Source organism: Streptomyces rubellus, assembly GCF_036323805.1.
GTDB lineage: Bacteria > Actinomycetota > Actinomycetes > Streptomycetales > Streptomycetaceae > Streptomyces.
The window spans coordinates 14000-30252 of the sequence record NZ_JAZDCX010000032.1 but is presented as its reverse complement, the minus strand read 5'-3'; the positions used below and the strand labels follow the sequence as shown (position 1 = coordinate 30252).

Below are 16253 nucleotides of genomic sequence, written 5' to 3'. Positions count from 1 at the left end.
ACGTTGTTCCCGATATCACCACAAGAAGCATTCACGACGATCGGCGGAACGGTCAACGAAAGAAGTCGGCAGCCATCGAAGGAGTTAATTCCGGCTGGTGGTAGCGGGGGATATGGCAACCGCCTCGGCCAGGGTTCGCCGGGTGAGTACCCGCAGGAACGGCACCACGGTGGCGACGGTGGCCGCGGCGAACACCAGGAAGGCGGTGCGCATCCCGGCCCATTGGGCGACCACGCCGATGAGTCCTGCGCCGACCGGCATCGCTCCCCAACTGAACAGCCGGCTGACGGCGTTGTAGCGGCCCAGCATGGGGTCCGGCACGAGGTTCTGGCTGATGGTGCGGGCGTTGACGGCCCACAGGGTGCCGCCCATGCCGCCGATGAAGGCCGCGGCGGTCACCGCCCACAGGTTCGTGGTGCAGGCGGGGACGGCCATCATGGCGAAGGTGCCCACCAGGTCGGCGAACATCACCCGACGCTGCCCGAGGACTCGGTTGAGGCGGGTGACGGCTATCGCGCCGGTCAGGCCGCCCAGCCCCAGGGCGCCGAGCAGCGTGCCGTACTGCTGTGAGTTCAGCGCCATGGGTCCGGTCGCGTAGAGGGGCATCAGTGCCAGCCAGCCGCCCCAGCAGGCGCACAGCACGGTGAGGATCAGGGCCATGGTGCGCAGCAGCCGCTGGTGCCACAGGTAGCGCAGCCCTTCGACGATCTGCTGGTTGACTTTTTGAGGGGCTGCCGTGTCCTTCTGGAGCGGCCCGGACTCTCCGGTGGGCGGCTTTGTCAGGTCGGTCGCCGGTGCGCCGTTCCGGGCGCTTCGGAAGCGTCCGACCAGGGCGTACAGCAGCAGCGAGGCGGCCAGGTAGGCCACCCAGGTGGTGCCCAGCGCGATGGCGGTGCCGGCGGCGAGCAGTATCCCGCCCACGAACGGGCCGCAGAACTCGTTGCAGACCGTCTCCGCTCCGGTGATCCAGGCGTTGGCGCGTGCCCGGCCGGTGGGCGGCACCAGGGCCGGGATCATGGCGGCGGCCGCGGTCAGGGCGATCACCTCGGCGACTCCGAGTACGGCTGCTGCCGCGCACAGTACCGGCAGGGTGAGGCCGTCCGTCACCGCCTGCTGGATCAGCGCTCCCACTGCGACCAGCCGCATGGCGTTGGCCGTCCACAGCAGGCGGCGGCGGTCGCACCGGTCCACCAGCACCCCCACGTGCAGCGCCACCAGAAGCCAGGGCAGCGTCAGGGCGAGCGAGACGGTGGTGACCAGGATCGGCACATCGGTCAGTCGGGCTGCCAGCAGGGGTAGAACGATCTTGGTGACGCCGTCGGCGATGTTGGTGATCGCAGTGAAGACCAGCAGGACCACGCTGTTGCGGGTGCCGGTGGCCTCCGTCGGCACGGTCGGGGCGGTCGCGGTCGGTGGGGGCGGAGCGGATTCGGTGGCTGTCTGAGCACTCATGAGATCACTTCCTCACCTGTCAACGGCTTCACTGGTTACACTCCATCGATTCTCCCCCCACACAAGGGGGACATGCAACCGGCAAAGCGTTTTACCGGGTATGATCATGTGGTGGCATGCCACCCGCCGCTACGGCACCGCGTACGGGTACGTGATCTGCCCTGGGACCGGCTTGGGGCCGAAGGAGCTCGTCTTGCGCGGCATGGGCACCCCGGCGGAGGCGTGCCACCAGATCCGCGCCGTTGTCGGCGGCGCCAGGACAATGCCCACCCCGCCGCGCGCCTGCGGCTGCGGAGGTCGGTGCACGCAGCGCACCTCTTCGGCCCGGGCTCCGCCGGCGGACCGGATCGCCGGAATCACCACCCTGTCCGCGAGCGCTGTGTCGAGGCGCGCCCAGGCCCGCGGCGAGCCTGACAGCGCGCCTCGCACCACATCCGGATCGAAGCCGGTGATCCGCCACACCTCACCGCTCCCGCAGAGCAGCGGCTCCCGCGGCTCGGGCCGCGCTGAGGCATCACAGCGCACCACCCGGGCGAGACCGGCCACCGCGCGCACGGCCTGGCGCACGCCGATCCCGGGGATGACGCGGTTGATGGCCGTCAGCGCTGGTGGATGTCGGGCCGCATCCACCACCAGAGCCGGCAGCCGGTCCCAGGGTCCGGATCGGCCGCTGTGCTCCCGCTGGAGGCGCAGAGCCGCCTCCAGCCGGTGGTGGCCGTCCGCCACCAGCAGCGGGCCGTCGACGCGGGGTACCGCGCCCGCCCGGAACAGCCGTTGCTCCCCTCCGCCCGTCCTAGGTGTCACGCCGACGGCGGCGCCGCACACCGGGTCGGGCCCGGGGCCGGCCCCCGCCCAGGCACGCGCCAGCAGCAGGACCGGCTCGTCACAGCCCTCCGTCGCGCACATGCGTTGCCGCACCCGCTCCACCCGGTCCTCTTCGACCGCCTCGTGCCGGCGGACCGCTCCGGACCCCAGCGCACGAAGATCCAGCGCTCCTACCAGACCGCGCTGTATCACTTGCCGGCCCGCCCACTGCTCCAGCACGAAAAAATCCGCAGGAATTCCGCTACGCATTCCCGCCACCCGAGCGGAGAAGGGATGCAGAAGAGGCGCAGCACGCCTCTCCGGGAACTTGTGCTGATTTTCCCGCCCCGGTGTCCCCCGCTCACCCTGAAGAATGTTCACGTCCATGCGCTATCGGCCTTCCGGTCGGCAGCAGTTGACAACCTGGACATCTTCGCGGATTCCCGGTGATTGGACGAGGAAAGGAAGAGCGGATCATCAGATTCGTGAATAGCTCCGAGGCGGTCACGCGAGAGGTAACCATCGAACGGCTTGACAGGTGTACCCTGGCCGTGCAGGGAGGTGGATCATGATCGACGAACCAGCCGCGGCCCGACTGGTCGAGGCATTCGCCAACACCGTGGATGTCGAACTCGACACCGACACACTCAGCACCCCCGTCGGCCTTCACGACTGGCTGTTGGAGCACGGTCTGCTCGACCGCCCGCACCGCGTCGGTTCCGACGATCACTCCCGCTGCTTGCGCCTGCGTGACGGCATCCGCGAGGAACTGGGGGCGAACGTCGGCGAGATGCCGGACCGGGCAGTGCTCGCCGGAGCCGACGCCGCCTTGCGTGAACTCCCGCTGCTGGCACAGGTCCGCGCGCCGGGCGCCACCGGACGCGCGGAGGAGGCTCTGGTGCCCGACCCCCGTCTGTCCCCCGTCTCCCAGGCGCTGGCACGGCTGGCAGCGGCATGGGCACAACTGACGGTGACGGGTGAGGCCGCCCGGCTCAAGCGGTGCGCCGAGCACAACTGCGCCTGGGTGTTCTGGGACGTCTCCAAGAACCGCAGCCGGCGCTGGTGCTCGATGCGGGTGTGCGGCAACCGGGCCAAGGCTCGTCGTCGCACAGCCAGGCAGTCCGCCGACCGCGTCTCTGCGGCCGTCTGAGCACCAGCCCTGCCCGACGCCCGTCTTTTGGCCAGATGTCCCTCTGGTGCGCATAGCCGGTCGCGGCACGGGGAGTAACGAAGCCATGCGACTTTCTCGAACACCACTGGCACGGCCTCAGCGTGCCGACGAGGTGTGGGAAGTGAGGTGTGGATGCCTCCGCGCGGTCCGGGCTGGCCGTTCGCGCCGTACGGCGGCTGCCGGGGTGTTCTCGGCGGTCAGTTGCACAGCGGTCGCCAGCATCACACGGAAGGCGGGGTCGTCCGCCAGATCACGGCGCCACGCGCACTGCGCGAACACCTCGAATCCGGGCTCCCAGTCGATCCGCTGCAGCATACCGGCGCGCACCTCATCGGCCACGCAGACGGCGGGGAGCACCGCCACCCCCACACCGTCCGCCACGCTTCTTTTGACCGCGTCCACCGAGCCCACCGCCAGAGCCGGGACATCCAAGCCCTGCACGGCCAGATGCCGCTCCAGAGCCTCCTGATAGCCGCCGCGGTTCGCGCAGACCATGGTCCGCCCCTTCAGGTCGCCGTCCTCCATCCGGTTCCGGGCGGCCACCGGGTACGCCGGGTGCGCCACAAGGGTCAGCCGCTCGCGGCACAACACCCGGTGCGCGATATCGCCTCGCTGCAGCCTGGGGCCGACGAAAAGGGCGCAGTCCAGCCGACCGCCTGACAGCTCGGCCCAGGGCTCGTCGAGCAGTCCGCTGAAGGCAACCTCCAGTTCGGGGTGGCGCAGATGCATGTACTCAATCAGCGGCACCAGCCGGTAGGCGGCCAGGCAGTCCGCAGCGCCGATCACCAGCGACGCCGACTGGCCGGCGGCCCCGTCGACCGCCGACCGTGCGGCTTCACTCAGCCGAACGATCCGGCTTGCATACCGGTGAAATCGGCGTCCGGCCGACGTCAGACGGGCGCCGTGCGCGCCGCGGACGATCAGTGAGGTGCCCACCGATCGTTCCAACGACTTGATCCGAGCGGTCACCGTGGGCTGTGCCAACTCCAGGCGGTGAGCTGCCTTGGTGAAGCTGCCGCGTTCCACAACTTCCAAGAAAGCAGACAGTTCTTTGAGGTCCATGCGTCAGACCAGGCAGAACGCCACGGGACTCACGACACCCCAGCCGGTGTCGCCGGAGGACGGGCCGGCGTCGCGGGCTGCGGCTGGCGGATCCAAAGCCACGCGTCGGGGGGCGGCCGCACCAAAGTGGTGCCGCTGGGTGATGAGCGTGGAGAACGTAACACGACCAGACATCCGGATTTCCCTTCCTCCCGCGGAGACGCTGCTTCGCGCCGACGCCTCACGCCTGCCCTGGCGCGCAGTGCGCAGCCGCCGCCCCAACCGTCAGCACCCTGCATGTCCACAAAGTGAGCAGTGAGCAAATCCGACATACTGAAAGAAAGGGGAAAGATTGCCGTGGAACTTTCCGATGCCGCTCACCGCGCTTACGAGTTGGCCCTGAGCCACTTGGCTGTCGATCCCGAGGACATCGCGGTCGAGCTCGGCCTGCCCCTGACTGCCGCCGAAGCCGCCTGTCAGGAACTACGTGCCATGCACCTGCTGCAGCCTGCGGTCAGCCAGGAGAGGGAGCTGTGCGCGGTCAATCCGCTGAGTGCGTCCGCCCAGCTCCTCTCGCCCTTACAACATGGCCTGCTCGAACACCAACGCAGCGTCAACCAACTGCGGCAGACGCTGAACTCATTACTCGCCCTGTACACCAACAGCGCCGTCCACCAGACCCGGCTGGAAGCGGCGGAGACCCTCTCGGACCTGGGCGGAGTACGCCACACGATCACCGAGATGGCAGCACGCTGCACCACCGAAGTGCTCACCTGCCAGCCCGGCGGAGGCCGATCAGCCGACGTACTGGATGATGCCCTGCACAGGGACGAGGCCATGCTGCGCCGGGGCGTGCGGATGCGCACGCTCTACCAGAACACCGCCTTGTTCAGCCAGTCCACCGTCGCCTACGTCCAGCGCGTCGCCGCGCTGGGAGCGCACGTGAGGACCTCGGCCAAGCCACTGACCCGGCTGATCGCCTTCGACCGCTCCTCCGCAGTCATCTCCGACCAGCACGACCCGCAAGCCGCCGTGCTCGTCCGAGATCCGAGCATGGTGGCCTTCACTGTCTCCGCCTTCGAACGAATGTGGATCGACTCCGATCCGTTTCCGGACAAAACCAGCAGGCAACAGGCCCGGACCGTGACCGACAAGCACCGCACGGTGATTACCCGCATGCTCCTGGACGGAGCCACGGACGAAGCCATCGCCCGCGACCTGGGTATGTCCGTACGCACCTGCAGGCGGCACATCGCAGGCATCCTGAAAGACGCCGGGGCAATCAGCCGGATGCAGGCAGGTTACTTCTTCGGTCTCGCCGAAGAACGCCGGTCCTGACCACCCCTCCGCTGCGAGCCGGGCGGGGCCGGGGCACTGGCGGCGCCGAGGTTCTCACCGGAACTCACAGGCGCCCGAAGAGAGCTACCGCCCCGCCCTCGCCACCGGTACTGGCCAGCGCCCAGCCCACCCGGGCGGTAGTAGGCAGTCCGGCCGCGGGAACGTGCTCGATCCCGCAGTCTTCATACGGCACGCCTGTCCAGGCAAGTCCACAGAGACCGCCTCATGCCGGGGTAAACAGACCCTCCCGAGCGGCGCCCATGCCCGTGCCAGAGTCCACTCACCCTCATCCGCCGCGCCCATGACAGCCAACGGGGACAGTCCCGAAAGCCCCCCTTACAGGGGTTGTCCAGTGGACGGTGCCTGCAAGGCAGTAGGTGCATCGTCGGTCTGTCCGGCGGGGTGGTGGTGGATCCAGGACAGGCCGCCCAGGTCGAGGCCGTAGCGGGCGCGGGTGACGGCCACGTAGGCCAGGCGGGCCTCAGTATCGTCGATCGGCCCAGGCAAAGGCCGGCCGTTCTCGTCGGTTTCCTCCTGGTCGGGGGGCGGGGCGAAGTCGTCAGCGATGCGCACCGTGGTCCACTGGCGGCCTTTGGCTTTGTGGGCGGTGGAGACGGTGACTTCGGCGTGCCGTTCGTCGATGAGGCAGTCGGCGGCGTGGGCGAGGGCGCGCAGGGCCTGGCCGCCGCCGGCCAGTGCTACCGCGCAGCCGTCGTCCAGGTGTTTCATGATTTCGATCATGGTGCCGACGTTGGTGCGGCACAGTACCGCTTCCGGCTCCTCCACTTCGCAAATCTCGCTGGGGATGGTGTCGGTGCCGGTCAGCCGGATCGGTGCCTGGGCGATGGTCAGCCACCGGTTTGCCTCCTGGGCGAGGGCGGGACCGAACCGGAAGGAGCGCGACAGGGTCAACAGGGTGCCGTCGAAGCCGGTCATCACGTCTTTCGCGCCGCGCCAGCCGTAGATGGCCTGGGCGGAGTCGCCGACCATGACCAGCTGGGCGTGGCCGCGCTGGTTGAGGAAGACCTCTTCCAGGACGGGGTTGGTGTCCTGGGCTTCGTCCAACAGCAGGAAGTCCGCTCCGATCCGGGGTTGGGACAGGGCCCACATCTTCAGGTAGTGGTCGTGTTCGAACCGCACCACACCTTGGTCAGGGTGCTGCAGGTCTGCCCAGGCCTTGCCCGCGTACGGCAGAACGAGATCGGCGAGCTCGGCGTGGAGTTCGCCGGTGTCGATGCCGCGCAGCCGCGGCACGTGGCGGGCGCCGAGGACCGGGTCGGCGGAGTGGCAGAACCGCTCCACGGTGCGCAGCACCAGCGCCGACAGCACCCGGGGGGACAGGTCCCGGCCGTCGAGGGTGATGCTGCGGTTGATGCCCAGCTCTACCCCGGTGCGCCAGCTCGGAATCCGTGGTGCGTTGAGCCGGGCGGCATACCGGTGGCCGATCGCGGCAAACGCCAGGGAGTGGGCGGTCTTGCAGACCACGGTGCGGGGGAATGCCTGGGCAGCGGCCTGGGCGATGGCTCGGTTGAACGCCAGATAGCGGCCCCGCCGCCTGGTGGCGTGCGCTAGCAGGGCCAAGGTGGTGGTCGTGCCCGTGCCCGCGCCGGCCTGGATCACCAGATGGTCTCCGGCCTCGAATGCCTCGGCAGCCGCGGCCTGCTCTGCGGTGGGCTTCAACATCGTCACATCTTGTCCTTCACGGGGGCGGGGCGGGTGGCGCAGCCGTATCCGGCCTGACTGCGAGGTCTTCCGGGCCGCTGGGGTGGGATTGCCACGCGGGCAGAGCGCCTGGTGGTCCCAGAACGTCATGGCGGGTCAGCCACCGGCCGCAGCCGGGATCAGCAGTGGGGCCGGCCATACCGGCACGCGGGCGGCAGCGGCAGACGCCATCACCCACCTGCCCGCCACGATGAGTGATGACGGCGAGGGCCGGCGGCTGCTGCGGATCGCCCGCCGCGGGACCGGGGCGGTGGTGACCTGGCGGCGGGCGCAGATGGTACTGCTGTCCGCGCAGGGCATGCCGGTGACGAAGACCGCCGAGGTGACCTTCACCAGCCCCGACCGGGTCCGCGACGTGATCCACGACTTCAACACCGACGGCTTCACCTCCCTCTACCCCAAGTACAAGGGCGGGAGGCCGAAGACCTTCACCCTGCCCGACCGGCGCGAGACCGAGAGGATCGCCAAGGCCAGGCCGGCCGAGCATGGCCTTGGCGTTCTCGGCCTGGAGCCTGACCGAACTGGCCGACTTCCTCAATGACGCCGGCGAACGCGTCATCAGGTTTGCCGCCCCAAGCGCCCTCCAGTCCGCGGCGGACGTAAGACGGACATGCTCGACGCCATCCGCGCGGCCCGCGCGGCGCTGGCCACCGAGCACGTCATCCAGCCCCGCAAACGCGGAGAACGCGAGACCATGCGCGTGCTGCTGGCCACCCGGCAAGGCGCCGTGCACGCCTCCACCGCGGCCGTCAACCAGCTCAAGGCCCTGATCATCTCCGCCCCGGACGACCTCCGCACCGAACTTCGTCGCCTGAGTCGACTACAGCAGGTCACACGCTGCGCCAGCCTCCGCGACTGCCCCGCGCTGTCCACAGAGCACCGCATGACCATCCGCGCCGTGCGATCCACAGCCCAGCGCATCCGGCACCTGCAGACCGAAGCGCGCGAGCTGGGGCACGAGCTTCTCCATCTCGTCCAGAACCCGCAGGTCCGTGCACCGTAGCGATCGTTGCCCGGTACCGGCTGATCGGCTCGGCGTCTGTCCGTAAGAGTCAGGCGCGCCAAGCCCAGCGACTTCGGTGCGCTGCCGTCCGTCCGAACTGTCGAGGTCGGAGCGCCGGTCGCACTCTCTGTAAGCAGCGCCGCCCAACTCTTACGCTCCGTCACCACCGGAAGTGAGACAGGGCCGCTCGTTTGACAGACCCCCTGGCCGGCTGGGCCGATGACCGCCTCTGGCTCACCGTGCGCACCGTCGCCCGCCTCCGCCAGGCGAAGGGCTTCGTCGTCCTCCCACGGCGCCGGCGCGTCGAACGCACCATCGGCTGGCTGATGAACGCCCGCCGCGGCGTGCGTGACTACGAACGTCTCCCCAGCACGCCGAAGTACACCTGACCTGGGCACTCATCACCCTGATGACGCGGCGTCTCACACGCCGCGACACCGTCACCCGCCGGACGAAGAAGACGGCACCCCCGGCCGCTCAGTCCTCGGCTCCTGCCGGTCCACAGCAAGCCTGCGCAGTCGAGCGTGTGATCCCGCCACGCAGACGACGCGCTCCCTCGGGCGGCACCCCCGGGGGAGCGCGGGCGCCCGAGGGAGCGCGAGGCATCGGTCAAGCTAGTTTTTCGGTAGTTTTTCGGCCAGATCTGGCCGTCCATGCTTTTCAGTTCGCCAGCAGGGTGCTTGTCAGAGAGCATCGAGGATTCGGTATAGCTGGATCTGACCGTAGACAACGAACCCGCTACTGGCGGTGCGAGCGAGTCGAACCGGACGCCAGCCGGTTGCCGTGTAGAACGAGAGCATCAGAATCCTCTGTTCCAGCGTCTCCGTCTCGACTTCGTAGGCGCCCTCCGCGAGGTACCCGCGGATGATTCTGGTCACGGTGTCCTGGAGTTCGTTCTCGGCGATCGTGTGCATGCCGGCGCAGCCCCAGGCCTCCCGCACCCTGTCGTAGTCCTGGTCCCGTTCGGCATCGGACAGAGCCGGCAACTGCTTGGCCGCTTGCGTCGCCTTGTTCACTTCTGCGGCTACGCGAACTTGCGGTGTCCGGCCGCCGGCCCGCTCTGCCAACCGCGCATACACGACCTGGGCATCGCCATACAGGTCGTCGTTCACGAGAAAGTCACATTTCCTGCAGTGGACCTGCATCGGCGTGAACGGCTGCGAGACACTGCGTTTGCCGTCGATGCGATAAGTCGCGGTGAATGATGCTTTCTTCCTGAACAGCTTCGGCGAGCCGCAGTTCGGGCATTGCTGCGGTACGGCTCCAGTCGACGCGGCCGCATGGAGGTCGGCCGGATGACCGGGAGAGCTCGGGGGAGGGCTGGACCGCCGACGGAAGAACTTCATCGCCATGAACACTCCGCTCTTCATCTGATCAGAACTTGACTGTTACGCAGTCGCCATGAGCCTCGTTCACGGGGGAACTTAGCGGTTCGCGGCCGGGACCGGTTCCCGGTCTCATCAGGTTGTCGACCACAGAGACAGGTGAGGCGTTCGGCTACGGCGTTTCCGTATCGCCTTCCCGCGACGCCCGCCGCCGACGGCAGGCCCGCACCCGGCACCGCGTCGAGCAGTACACCGCCGACCGCGACCGCTCCACCCCCACCGTCCACGACCGCCCGCACATCAACACCCCCCTCCCAGCGTCAGCGACCGCTCCCCCGGCCTCGCCCTCGCCGTACCGCCGTCCGCCTCGGAACGGCAGCCCAGCCCTTCCCGGGCGCCTGGCGTCCGAAGGGCCTGCCGGTCCGCCTCCGACCGTCCGGAGGGACGGGCCCCTGGTGCCGTCCCTCCCCCGCACCGCTTCGGTGATCAGGCGGCGGTGAACCCGGCGACGTGCCCGTCCCGCAGTGTCAGACGGGCGCCGTGGAAGCGCAACCGCATGCGCCGGTCGCGGGTGACGACGACGACCGTGCCCTGACAACCGGTCAGCGCCTCCCCCAGTTGCTCGACGAGCGCGGGCGAGAGGTGGTTGGTGGGCTCGTCCAGCAGCAGGTCGACCGGCTCGGTCACCAGCCGGGCGAGTGCGATGCGGCGCCGCTGCCCGTAGGACAGGTCCTGCACACGCTGCCGGAGGTCGTCCGGGCTGAACAGCCCGAGGGAGAGCAGCGCCTCGGTGTGCTCGTCGATGTCACCGGCCCGTCCGCTGCCGAACGCCTGAAGCACCGTCGTCCCCTTCCGCCACGGTGTCTGGTCCTGCCGCAGGTGCCCCACCCGGCCCGACACCCGCACCGACCCTTTGGCGCTCTGGGCGTGAGGGCCTGCCGTTCGGTGGACGGGTCACCGGGGCCGGCTGCCGAACGGCTCATCGGCCGGGGTGGCCGCGAGCTGCAGCGGACGAAGCGGCCGGTCCGAGCAGCCCCGGACCGGCCGCTTCACAGCGGGGGCCGGCACGGTGATGGTCGCTGTCCTGCTTGCGTGCGGCAGAGGACCGGCGACTGGCGAGGCCGTGCGGGCCAGGTCAGTTGAAGGCTGTGGCCACGGCGTCCGCGAGCCGGTTCAGTATGTCCCGCGAGAGTTGCACCGAGCCGGTGAACGAGAGGAAGCCGTGAACGGCTCCCTCGACCGGGAGGTGCTGGACTGGCACGCCGGCGTCGGCCAGCTTGCGGGCGTAGCGGTCGCCCTGGTCGCGCAGGGGGTCGTTCTCGGCGGTGGCGATGACGGCAGGGGCGAGTCCGGCCAGGTCGCCGGAGCGCCCCGGCGAGACCCGCGGGTCGGCGCCCTGGTCCGGGGTGCTGAGGTAGGCGCCCCAGAACCACTCGAGGTAGGAACGGGAGAGGACCGGGCCCGTCATGTTCTCGTACATCGAGGGGCTGTCGTCGAACCGGTCGACCGCCGGGTAGGCGAGTACCTGGAGCGTGATGCGAGGTCCCCCGCGGCGCAGGGATTCCTGTGCGAGAACCGCGGCAAGGTTGCCGCCGGCGCTCTCGCCGAACACGGCGATGCGCTCTCCGTCGCCCCCAAAGCCGGGGGCGTTGTCCGCGACCCAGGTCAGCGCGGCGTAGGCGTCGTCGACCGCGGCCGGGAAGCGGTGCTCGGGTGCCAGCCGGTAGTCGACGGAGACCACGATCGTGCCGGAGCGGCCGGCCACGGTGCGGGCGATGTTGTCCTGGGTGTCCAGGTCACCGAAGACCCATCCGCCGCCGTGGAAGAAGAGCGTCACGGGCAGCGGCCCGGCGTCCGGCTCGGTGAAGGGCCGGTAGATACGGACGGGTATGTCGCGGCCGTCGGCAGGGGCCGTGGTGTCCCGGACGTCGGCGACCGGTACGGGAGCGCCGGCCAGGGCGCCGAAGGCGCGCCCGAACGCGCGGTTCTCCGCCACCGTCAGGGTTTCGGGAGCCGGTCCGCCTCCTGCGGCCACTTTCTTGAGCAGGGTCTCGATCTGGGGGTCCAGGGGCATGGCGTTCACCTGTCTGAAGAGACGGCCACCCGGTATGGAATGACCTTTCCAGGATCATCGGTGGAGCATAATTGGAATGTCAATTCCAACTTGGGTAGCGTGGGCACATGAACGCACCAGCGAAGGCCGGGGAGTCGAAGAGGCAGCGGCTCACCAAGGGCGGCTGCAAGACCCGCGAACGCATCATCGAGGCCGCTGCGGAACTGATGTTCCACCGCGGCGCGGGAGGCACGAGCATCCCGGACATCCAGGCGGCCGCCGGGGTCAGCGCGTCGCAGATCTACCACTACTTCGGCGACAAGCAGGGCCTGGTCCTGGCGGTCATCGACCACCAGACGGACACCCGGCTCGCCCAGCAGCGTCCACTGCTGGACAACCTGGACAGCATCGAGGCCCTGCGCGAGTGGTGCGACAGGGCAGGGAGCCGGCAGGACGCAAGAGGATGCGAAGGCGGCTGCGAGATCGGCTCGCTCGCCGGCGAACTCGCCGACAGCGATCACTCGGCGCGGACCCGCCTCGTCTCCGCCTTCGACCGGTGGGAAGACCCCATCAGGTCGGGACTCGCACGCATGCAGGCACGGGGCGAGCTGAGCGAGCGCGCCGATACCGCCGCGCTCGCCACCGCTCTGCTGGCCGCCGTCCAGGGCGGCATGCTGCTGTCCCAGGTCCGCCGGTCGAGCACCGCCTACCGGCAGGCCGTGTCAGCGGTGATCGACCACATCGAGAGCTACCTCGTCCGGTAGCGGCTCGGGGGCGCCGGCTCACCACTGACACCCCTTGACCTGCTGATACAGCGTTCAGAAACAGGCACTGACCAACTGAGCGAGGGCTGCGGGTGCCGGCCCTGGACGGGATGCTGCCGGCCGTGCCCGGCTCTGCGGGCAACAACGACGCAACCCCAGCCGCTCCAGTCGCGATATCAACACGAGCAACGGCATTGTCATCCGTTCGGCAGGGGGACCCAGTCATGCCGGGCCCGGAGGCCGGTGGCCCTCTTGCAGGACCGCGGAAGACACAACGGGGGTGACGGCGGACAAGCCCGGCCCGGGCAGGACGAAGGAGGGGACACGGCGCCGCTGGACGCGGAGATCGAGAACGGTGAGTTGTCGGATGTCAGGGACGTGCGGGTGTCGGAGGTCCAGCGCACGCCGGCGGGGTGGTGCGGGGACGGCTGCGGCCCCCTCCCCTGGGGTGGTCGGGGTGAGGGGGCCGCAGCGTGCCCGGGGCGGCATGGTCCTGTTTGTGGGCGGTTGTCCGGGGTCATCGGCAAGAGCGTGCCGCGTCGGTCTCACCGCGGCGTTCGGCGAGTCCGGTGCCGGCCGTCCTTCTTCACCGACGCGCTGCTCCAGCTTCGCAGCACTCGGTTCGTCGGTCGTCTGCCGCCCGTATCGCTGTCTTCATATCCGTCACACCGCCCCGCCGTTCCGGCCGTGCCGCCCGTCCGCGGCACATCGCCGGCCGCCGCACCCGTACCGCGAACGCGATTGCGGTCCCCTTCATGCGGTGATCGCCGTGGTGACCTGTCAGGACCAGGTGTTCAGGCTGAGGAGTCCTCGCAGGTCACGCGACTGCCGAGGACGCCCACCGGTTGATGACCATGGTGGTGAACGGCGCGTTGCGGTGCAGCGCGAGACCGTGCCCGGCACCGGGAACCAGCACGACCCGGACGTCGGCCGCCGCGGCGAACGCGCTCCGCTGGTCGGGCTCGAACGCCGCGGGGTCGTTACCCCGGTAGAGGTAGTCCTCCTCTCCGACGACGACCAGAACCGGCACACGCACGGCCCTCGCGAAGGCGCGGCCCACGAACTCCTCCGTGAAGCCCGGGATCTCCGCTGCCGTCGTGGCCGACTTCGTCCGCTCGTCGGCGGCGACCGTCGCCGGGCTGGCGTTCGGGAGGTGGTAGAAGAACTTCCGCGATCCCGGCGACGTGGTCAGGTAGTCCGCGGGGAACCTCTCCTTGCCGAGCACGGGATCGGTGGCAGCCGGGACGAGCTCGGGGAACCCGTCGAACGACGGCGCTGTCCGGCGGTACAGGAACCCTGTGACGACCAGCGCGTCGACCTTGTCCGACCGGGCGGCCACGCCCTCGGCGACCACGCTGCCGTAGGAGTGTCCGACGAGGGCGATCGGCAGCCCCCGGTACATGGCGTCGATCCGATCGACGAAGTGGTCGACCGACGCCACCTGCACCGCGGTCGTGACGGACGCGGCCGGCGGCTTCGAGGACTTACCGGTGCCGACCCGGTCGAGCGCGATCACCAGCCACCCCTCCCGGGCTGCCTGCCGCGCCTGCGACACGACACCGCCCCCGCCGGGGTCGAAGTAGTCGAAGTAGTGGTGGTCGTAGGTGCTGCCGGGCACCATGACCTGCACCCCGCGGACCTTCCCCACCGGGGCGTACCGCTCGGCGTGGATCCTGACCGAATCCACGCCGTCGACCCCGACCGCAACCCGCAGGTCGAGGTCACCACTGTGGCGAGCCGGCTGACCGGCGTACGCGGCGCTCGGGCCGGTGACGACCACGCCGGTCAGCGCGACGCCGACCAGGGCCGCCGCCCGCCACCGCCGGAAATCGGGCTTCTTCACCGCTTGCTCCTTCTGATGACGACCGTCGAAGTGACAAGCTGAGTCTTTGCGCGCTGGATGATCTTGTCCAAGACCGCTTCGATCCGCCGTGATACCAGCGGGGTATCACCACTCCCCGCCACCAGCCCTGCCCGTGGCGCAGACGTGAGGGCAGGGTCTCCTGTCCAGCCCGGGGCCGCCGAGGTCCTTCGAGCGCCGGGAGGCTTTGTGCCGCGGTCTTCCATACGGACGGCCGGCGAGTCCGACCCGGTTGCCCGGCCGTACGGCCCGCTGGGTCAAAGCGCGGGGCCGGCGCGACGGGACGGTCAGGGGCGCGGACGGCCGGTCCCCGGCCGGTCCCTGGCGAACCGCAGGTAGGGCGCGACGCTGCGGAGCTTCTCGCAGGTCTCCTCGATCTCACGTTCGGGGCTGGACTGGGCGGTGACGCCGGCGCCCGCCCGTAGCCACGCCTGGTCACCCGCGCCGATGAGGGTGCGCAGCACGAGGGCGGCGTCCAAGGCGCCGTCGGTGTTCCCCCGGAAGACCGCGCCGCCGTACAGGCCTCGCGGCCCTTCCTCGTGGCGGGCCAGGGCCTGGAGCGCGGCGCGCTTGGAGACACCGGTGGCGGTGATCGCGGGGAAGAGCGAGGCGAAGGCGTCCCACGGTCCGGCGTCCGGCCGCAGCCGTCCCGTCAGCCGCGAGGCCAGGTGCTGCACCGAGCCGCGCGGGCGGACCGCCATGAACTCCTCGGCCACGACGGAGCCGGGGCTGCACACGGCCTCCATCTCGTCCCAGGCCAGGCGTACGGACACGGCGTGTTCGTGCACCTCCTTGGGGTCGCTGAGAAGTTCGGCGCGCCGGCGCTCGTTCTCCGCCGGGTCGGGACCCAGGGCACGGGTACCCGCGAGCGGCTGGGTGCTGACGCGTCCGTCCTCGCCGACCTCCAGAACGGTCTCGGGGCTGAACCCGGCCGCCCGGTAGCCGCCGAGGTCCAGCAGGTAGGAACGGGCCGGCGTGTTGGCCCGGCGGCCCGCGAGATAGGTCGCGGGAAAGTCCGGGCGGGGCCCGGCGGGCAGCGAGACCTTCCGGGACACCACGGCCTTCTCCAGGAGGCCCGCGCGGATGTCCCCGACCGTGCGGGACACCGCCCGGCCGTAGGCGGCGGCGCCGGCGGCGATGACTCCCTCGGTCCCCTCCGGCGTCGGCTCCTCGCAGGCGGGCCGCTGCGCCGGTGGCTCCGCGAGCAGGTCGGCGACCTTGCGCGCCCACGCCTCGTCCACCGCCCGTACAACGGTCCGGTCACCGGTGAAGGTCACCTCGACGGCGGGGAGCAGCGCGTGCAGCAGAGGCTGCTCCCCGGCCATCGCCGGGTCCGCGTGGAGGAGGTGAGCGAGTTCGAAGGCCGTCCAGCCGTAGAAGTGGCGTCCTTCGCCGCCCGCCTGGCGCAGGGCGGACAGGGTGTCGGCGAACACCGCGAGTGGTTCGCGGTCGGTGCGCGAGGTCCAGGTCCGCCCGGCGGCCCGCGCGGTGATGGCGCCGGCGGTGACGCCTGACCGCGGAGCCCGCCGCGAAGTGCCAGACGCCGGCTTCCGCCTCGTACACCACGTACTGGCCGGCGAGTCGCGCCTGTGCCAGCCGGGCGGCGGCGGCAGCCGGGGCGTGGCACGGCTTGCGGGTGCTCGTGCAGGCGAGCGGGGGGACGGCCCTCGCCCATGCCTCCCAGGTGTTCCAGGATCCGGTGGTCATCGTGTCGTGCCT

Annotated in this window: 11 protein-coding genes and 4 pseudogenes; 6 read left to right on the top strand and 9 right to left on the bottom strand. The window is 70.0% G+C overall.

Features of this window, described 5'->3' with window-relative positions; translation table 11 throughout:
- Positions 1-84 precede the first annotated feature (84 nt).
- Together V1L54_RS27080 and V1L54_RS27075 are read right to left on the bottom strand one after the other, a co-directional pair.
- Entirely contained in the window at positions 85-1452 is a 1368-nt protein-coding gene (locus V1L54_RS27080; protein WP_330120775.1) for an MFS transporter, read from the bottom strand.
- 129 nt (positions 1453-1581) lie between these two features.
- Complete coding sequence (locus V1L54_RS27075) at positions 1582-2643, bottom strand: DUF1015 family protein (RefSeq protein ID WP_330120774.1); 1062 nt, start codon at positions 2641-2643, stop codon at positions 1582-1584.
- Positions 2644-2824: 181 nt separating this feature from the next.
- Between V1L54_RS27075 and V1L54_RS27070 the strand changes: the two genes are divergently transcribed.
- Positions 2825-3406, top strand: coding sequence for a CGNR zinc finger domain-containing protein (locus tag V1L54_RS27070; RefSeq protein ID WP_330120773.1), 582 nt, complete (start codon positions 2825-2827; stop codon positions 3404-3406).
- Between the two features lie 117 nt (positions 3407-3523).
- On the opposite strand, the gene V1L54_RS27065 is transcribed toward V1L54_RS27070, so the two are convergent.
- Entirely contained in the window at positions 3524-4489 is a 966-nt protein-coding gene (locus V1L54_RS27065) for a LysR family transcriptional regulator (RefSeq protein ID WP_330120772.1), read from the bottom strand.
- Between the two features lie 294 nt (positions 4490-4783).
- On the opposite strand from V1L54_RS27065, the gene V1L54_RS27060 reads away from it, so the two are divergent.
- Positions 4784-5806 carry a helix-turn-helix transcriptional regulator gene (locus tag V1L54_RS27060; RefSeq protein ID WP_330120771.1) on the top strand — a complete coding sequence of 341 codons (1023 nt, stop codon included), beginning with the start codon at positions 4784-4786 and terminating at the stop codon, positions 5804-5806.
- 336 nt (positions 5807-6142) lie between these two features.
- Here V1L54_RS27060 and V1L54_RS27055 read toward each other — a convergent pair whose 3' ends face one another.
- The gene (locus tag V1L54_RS27055; protein ID WP_330120795.1) at positions 6143-7489 is read right to left on the bottom strand and encodes a UvrD-helicase domain-containing protein; all 1347 of its coding nucleotides are present in this window, start codon (positions 7487-7489) and stop codon (positions 6143-6145) included.
- 229 nt (positions 7490-7718) lie between these two features.
- On the opposite strand from V1L54_RS27055, the pseudogene V1L54_RS27050 reads away from it, so the two are divergent.
- The 3 genes and pseudogenes from V1L54_RS27050 to V1L54_RS27040 form a co-directional block, all read left to right on the top strand.
- Positions 7719-8064: pseudogene (locus V1L54_RS27050) on the top strand (helix-turn-helix domain-containing protein); the annotation flags it as partial.
- Between the two features lie 74 nt (positions 8065-8138).
- Positions 8139-8531, top strand: coding sequence for a hypothetical protein (locus V1L54_RS27045; RefSeq protein WP_330120799.1), 393 nt, complete (start codon positions 8139-8141; stop codon positions 8529-8531).
- A 263-nt stretch (positions 8532-8794) separates the two neighbouring features.
- Positions 8795-8899 (top strand): annotated as a pseudogene (locus V1L54_RS27040) (IS5 family transposase); the annotation flags it as partial.
- 315 nt (positions 8900-9214) lie between these two features.
- Here V1L54_RS27040 and V1L54_RS27035 read toward each other — a convergent pair.
- The 3 genes and pseudogenes from V1L54_RS27035 to lipP1 all read right to left on the bottom strand — a co-directional run bounded on the left by V1L54_RS27035 (position 9215) and on the right by lipP1 (position 11930).
- Positions 9215-9883, bottom strand: coding sequence for a hypothetical protein (locus V1L54_RS27035; protein WP_330120770.1), 669 nt, complete (start codon positions 9881-9883; stop codon positions 9215-9217).
- Positions 9884-10342: 459 nt separating this feature from the next.
- Positions 10343-10768: pseudogene (locus V1L54_RS27030) on the bottom strand (ATP-binding cassette domain-containing protein); the annotation flags it as partial.
- A gap of 223 nt (positions 10769-10991) precedes the next feature.
- Entirely contained in the window at positions 10992-11930 is a 939-nt protein-coding gene (lipP1, locus tag V1L54_RS27025) for a LipP1 family hormone-sensitive lipase (protein ID WP_330120794.1), read from the bottom strand.
- A 107-nt stretch (positions 11931-12037) separates the two neighbouring features.
- Here lipP1 and V1L54_RS27020 point away from each other — a divergent pair, with 107 nt between their 5' ends.
- Positions 12038-12673 (top strand): TetR/AcrR family transcriptional regulator, encoded by a 636-nt coding sequence (locus tag V1L54_RS27020; protein WP_330120769.1) that lies wholly within the window; start codon positions 12038-12040, stop codon positions 12671-12673.
- A gap of 817 nt (positions 12674-13490) precedes the next feature.
- Here the strand turns inward: V1L54_RS27020 and V1L54_RS27015 are convergent.
- Positions 13491-14516 carry an alpha/beta hydrolase gene (locus V1L54_RS27015; RefSeq protein ID WP_330120768.1) on the bottom strand — a complete coding sequence of 342 codons (1026 nt, stop codon included), beginning with the start codon at positions 14514-14516 and terminating at the stop codon, positions 13491-13493.
- Positions 14517-14821: 305 nt separating this feature from the next.
- Positions 14822-16241: pseudogene (locus V1L54_RS27010) on the bottom strand (salicylate synthase).
- Positions 16242-16253 lie beyond the last annotated feature (12 nt).

What these genes read in the sequence shown, in the direction of transcription:
- V1L54_RS27080 (WP_330120775.1), bottom strand. Translation starts at nt 1,452, where the DNA reads ATGAGTGCTCAGACAGCCACCGAATCCGCTCCGCCCCCACCGACCGCG.
- V1L54_RS27075 (WP_330120774.1), bottom strand. Translation starts at nt 2,643, where the DNA reads ATGGACGTGAACATTCTTCAGGGTGAGCGGGGGACACCGGGGCGGGAA.
- V1L54_RS27070 (WP_330120773.1), top strand. Translation starts at nt 2,825, where the DNA reads ATGATCGACGAACCAGCCGCGGCCCGACTGGTCGAGGCATTCGCCAAC.
- V1L54_RS27065 (WP_330120772.1), bottom strand. Translation starts at nt 4,489, where the DNA reads ATGGACCTCAAAGAACTGTCTGCTTTCTTGGAAGTTGTGGAACGCGGC.
- V1L54_RS27055 (WP_330120795.1), bottom strand. Translation starts at nt 7,489, where the DNA reads ATGTTGAAGCCCACCGCAGAGCAGGCCGCGGCTGCCGAGGCATTCGAG.
- V1L54_RS27045 (WP_330120799.1), top strand. Translation starts at nt 8,139, where the DNA reads ATGCTCGACGCCATCCGCGCGGCCCGCGCGGCGCTGGCCACCGAGCAC.
- V1L54_RS27035 (WP_330120770.1), bottom strand. Translation starts at nt 9,883, where the DNA reads ATGGCGATGAAGTTCTTCCGTCGGCGGTCCAGCCCTCCCCCGAGCTCT.
- lipP1 (WP_330120794.1), bottom strand. Translation starts at nt 11,930, where the DNA reads ATGCCCCTGGACCCCCAGATCGAGACCCTGCTCAAGAAAGTGGCCGCA.
- V1L54_RS27020 (WP_330120769.1), top strand. Translation starts at nt 12,038, where the DNA reads ATGAACGCACCAGCGAAGGCCGGGGAGTCGAAGAGGCAGCGGCTCACC.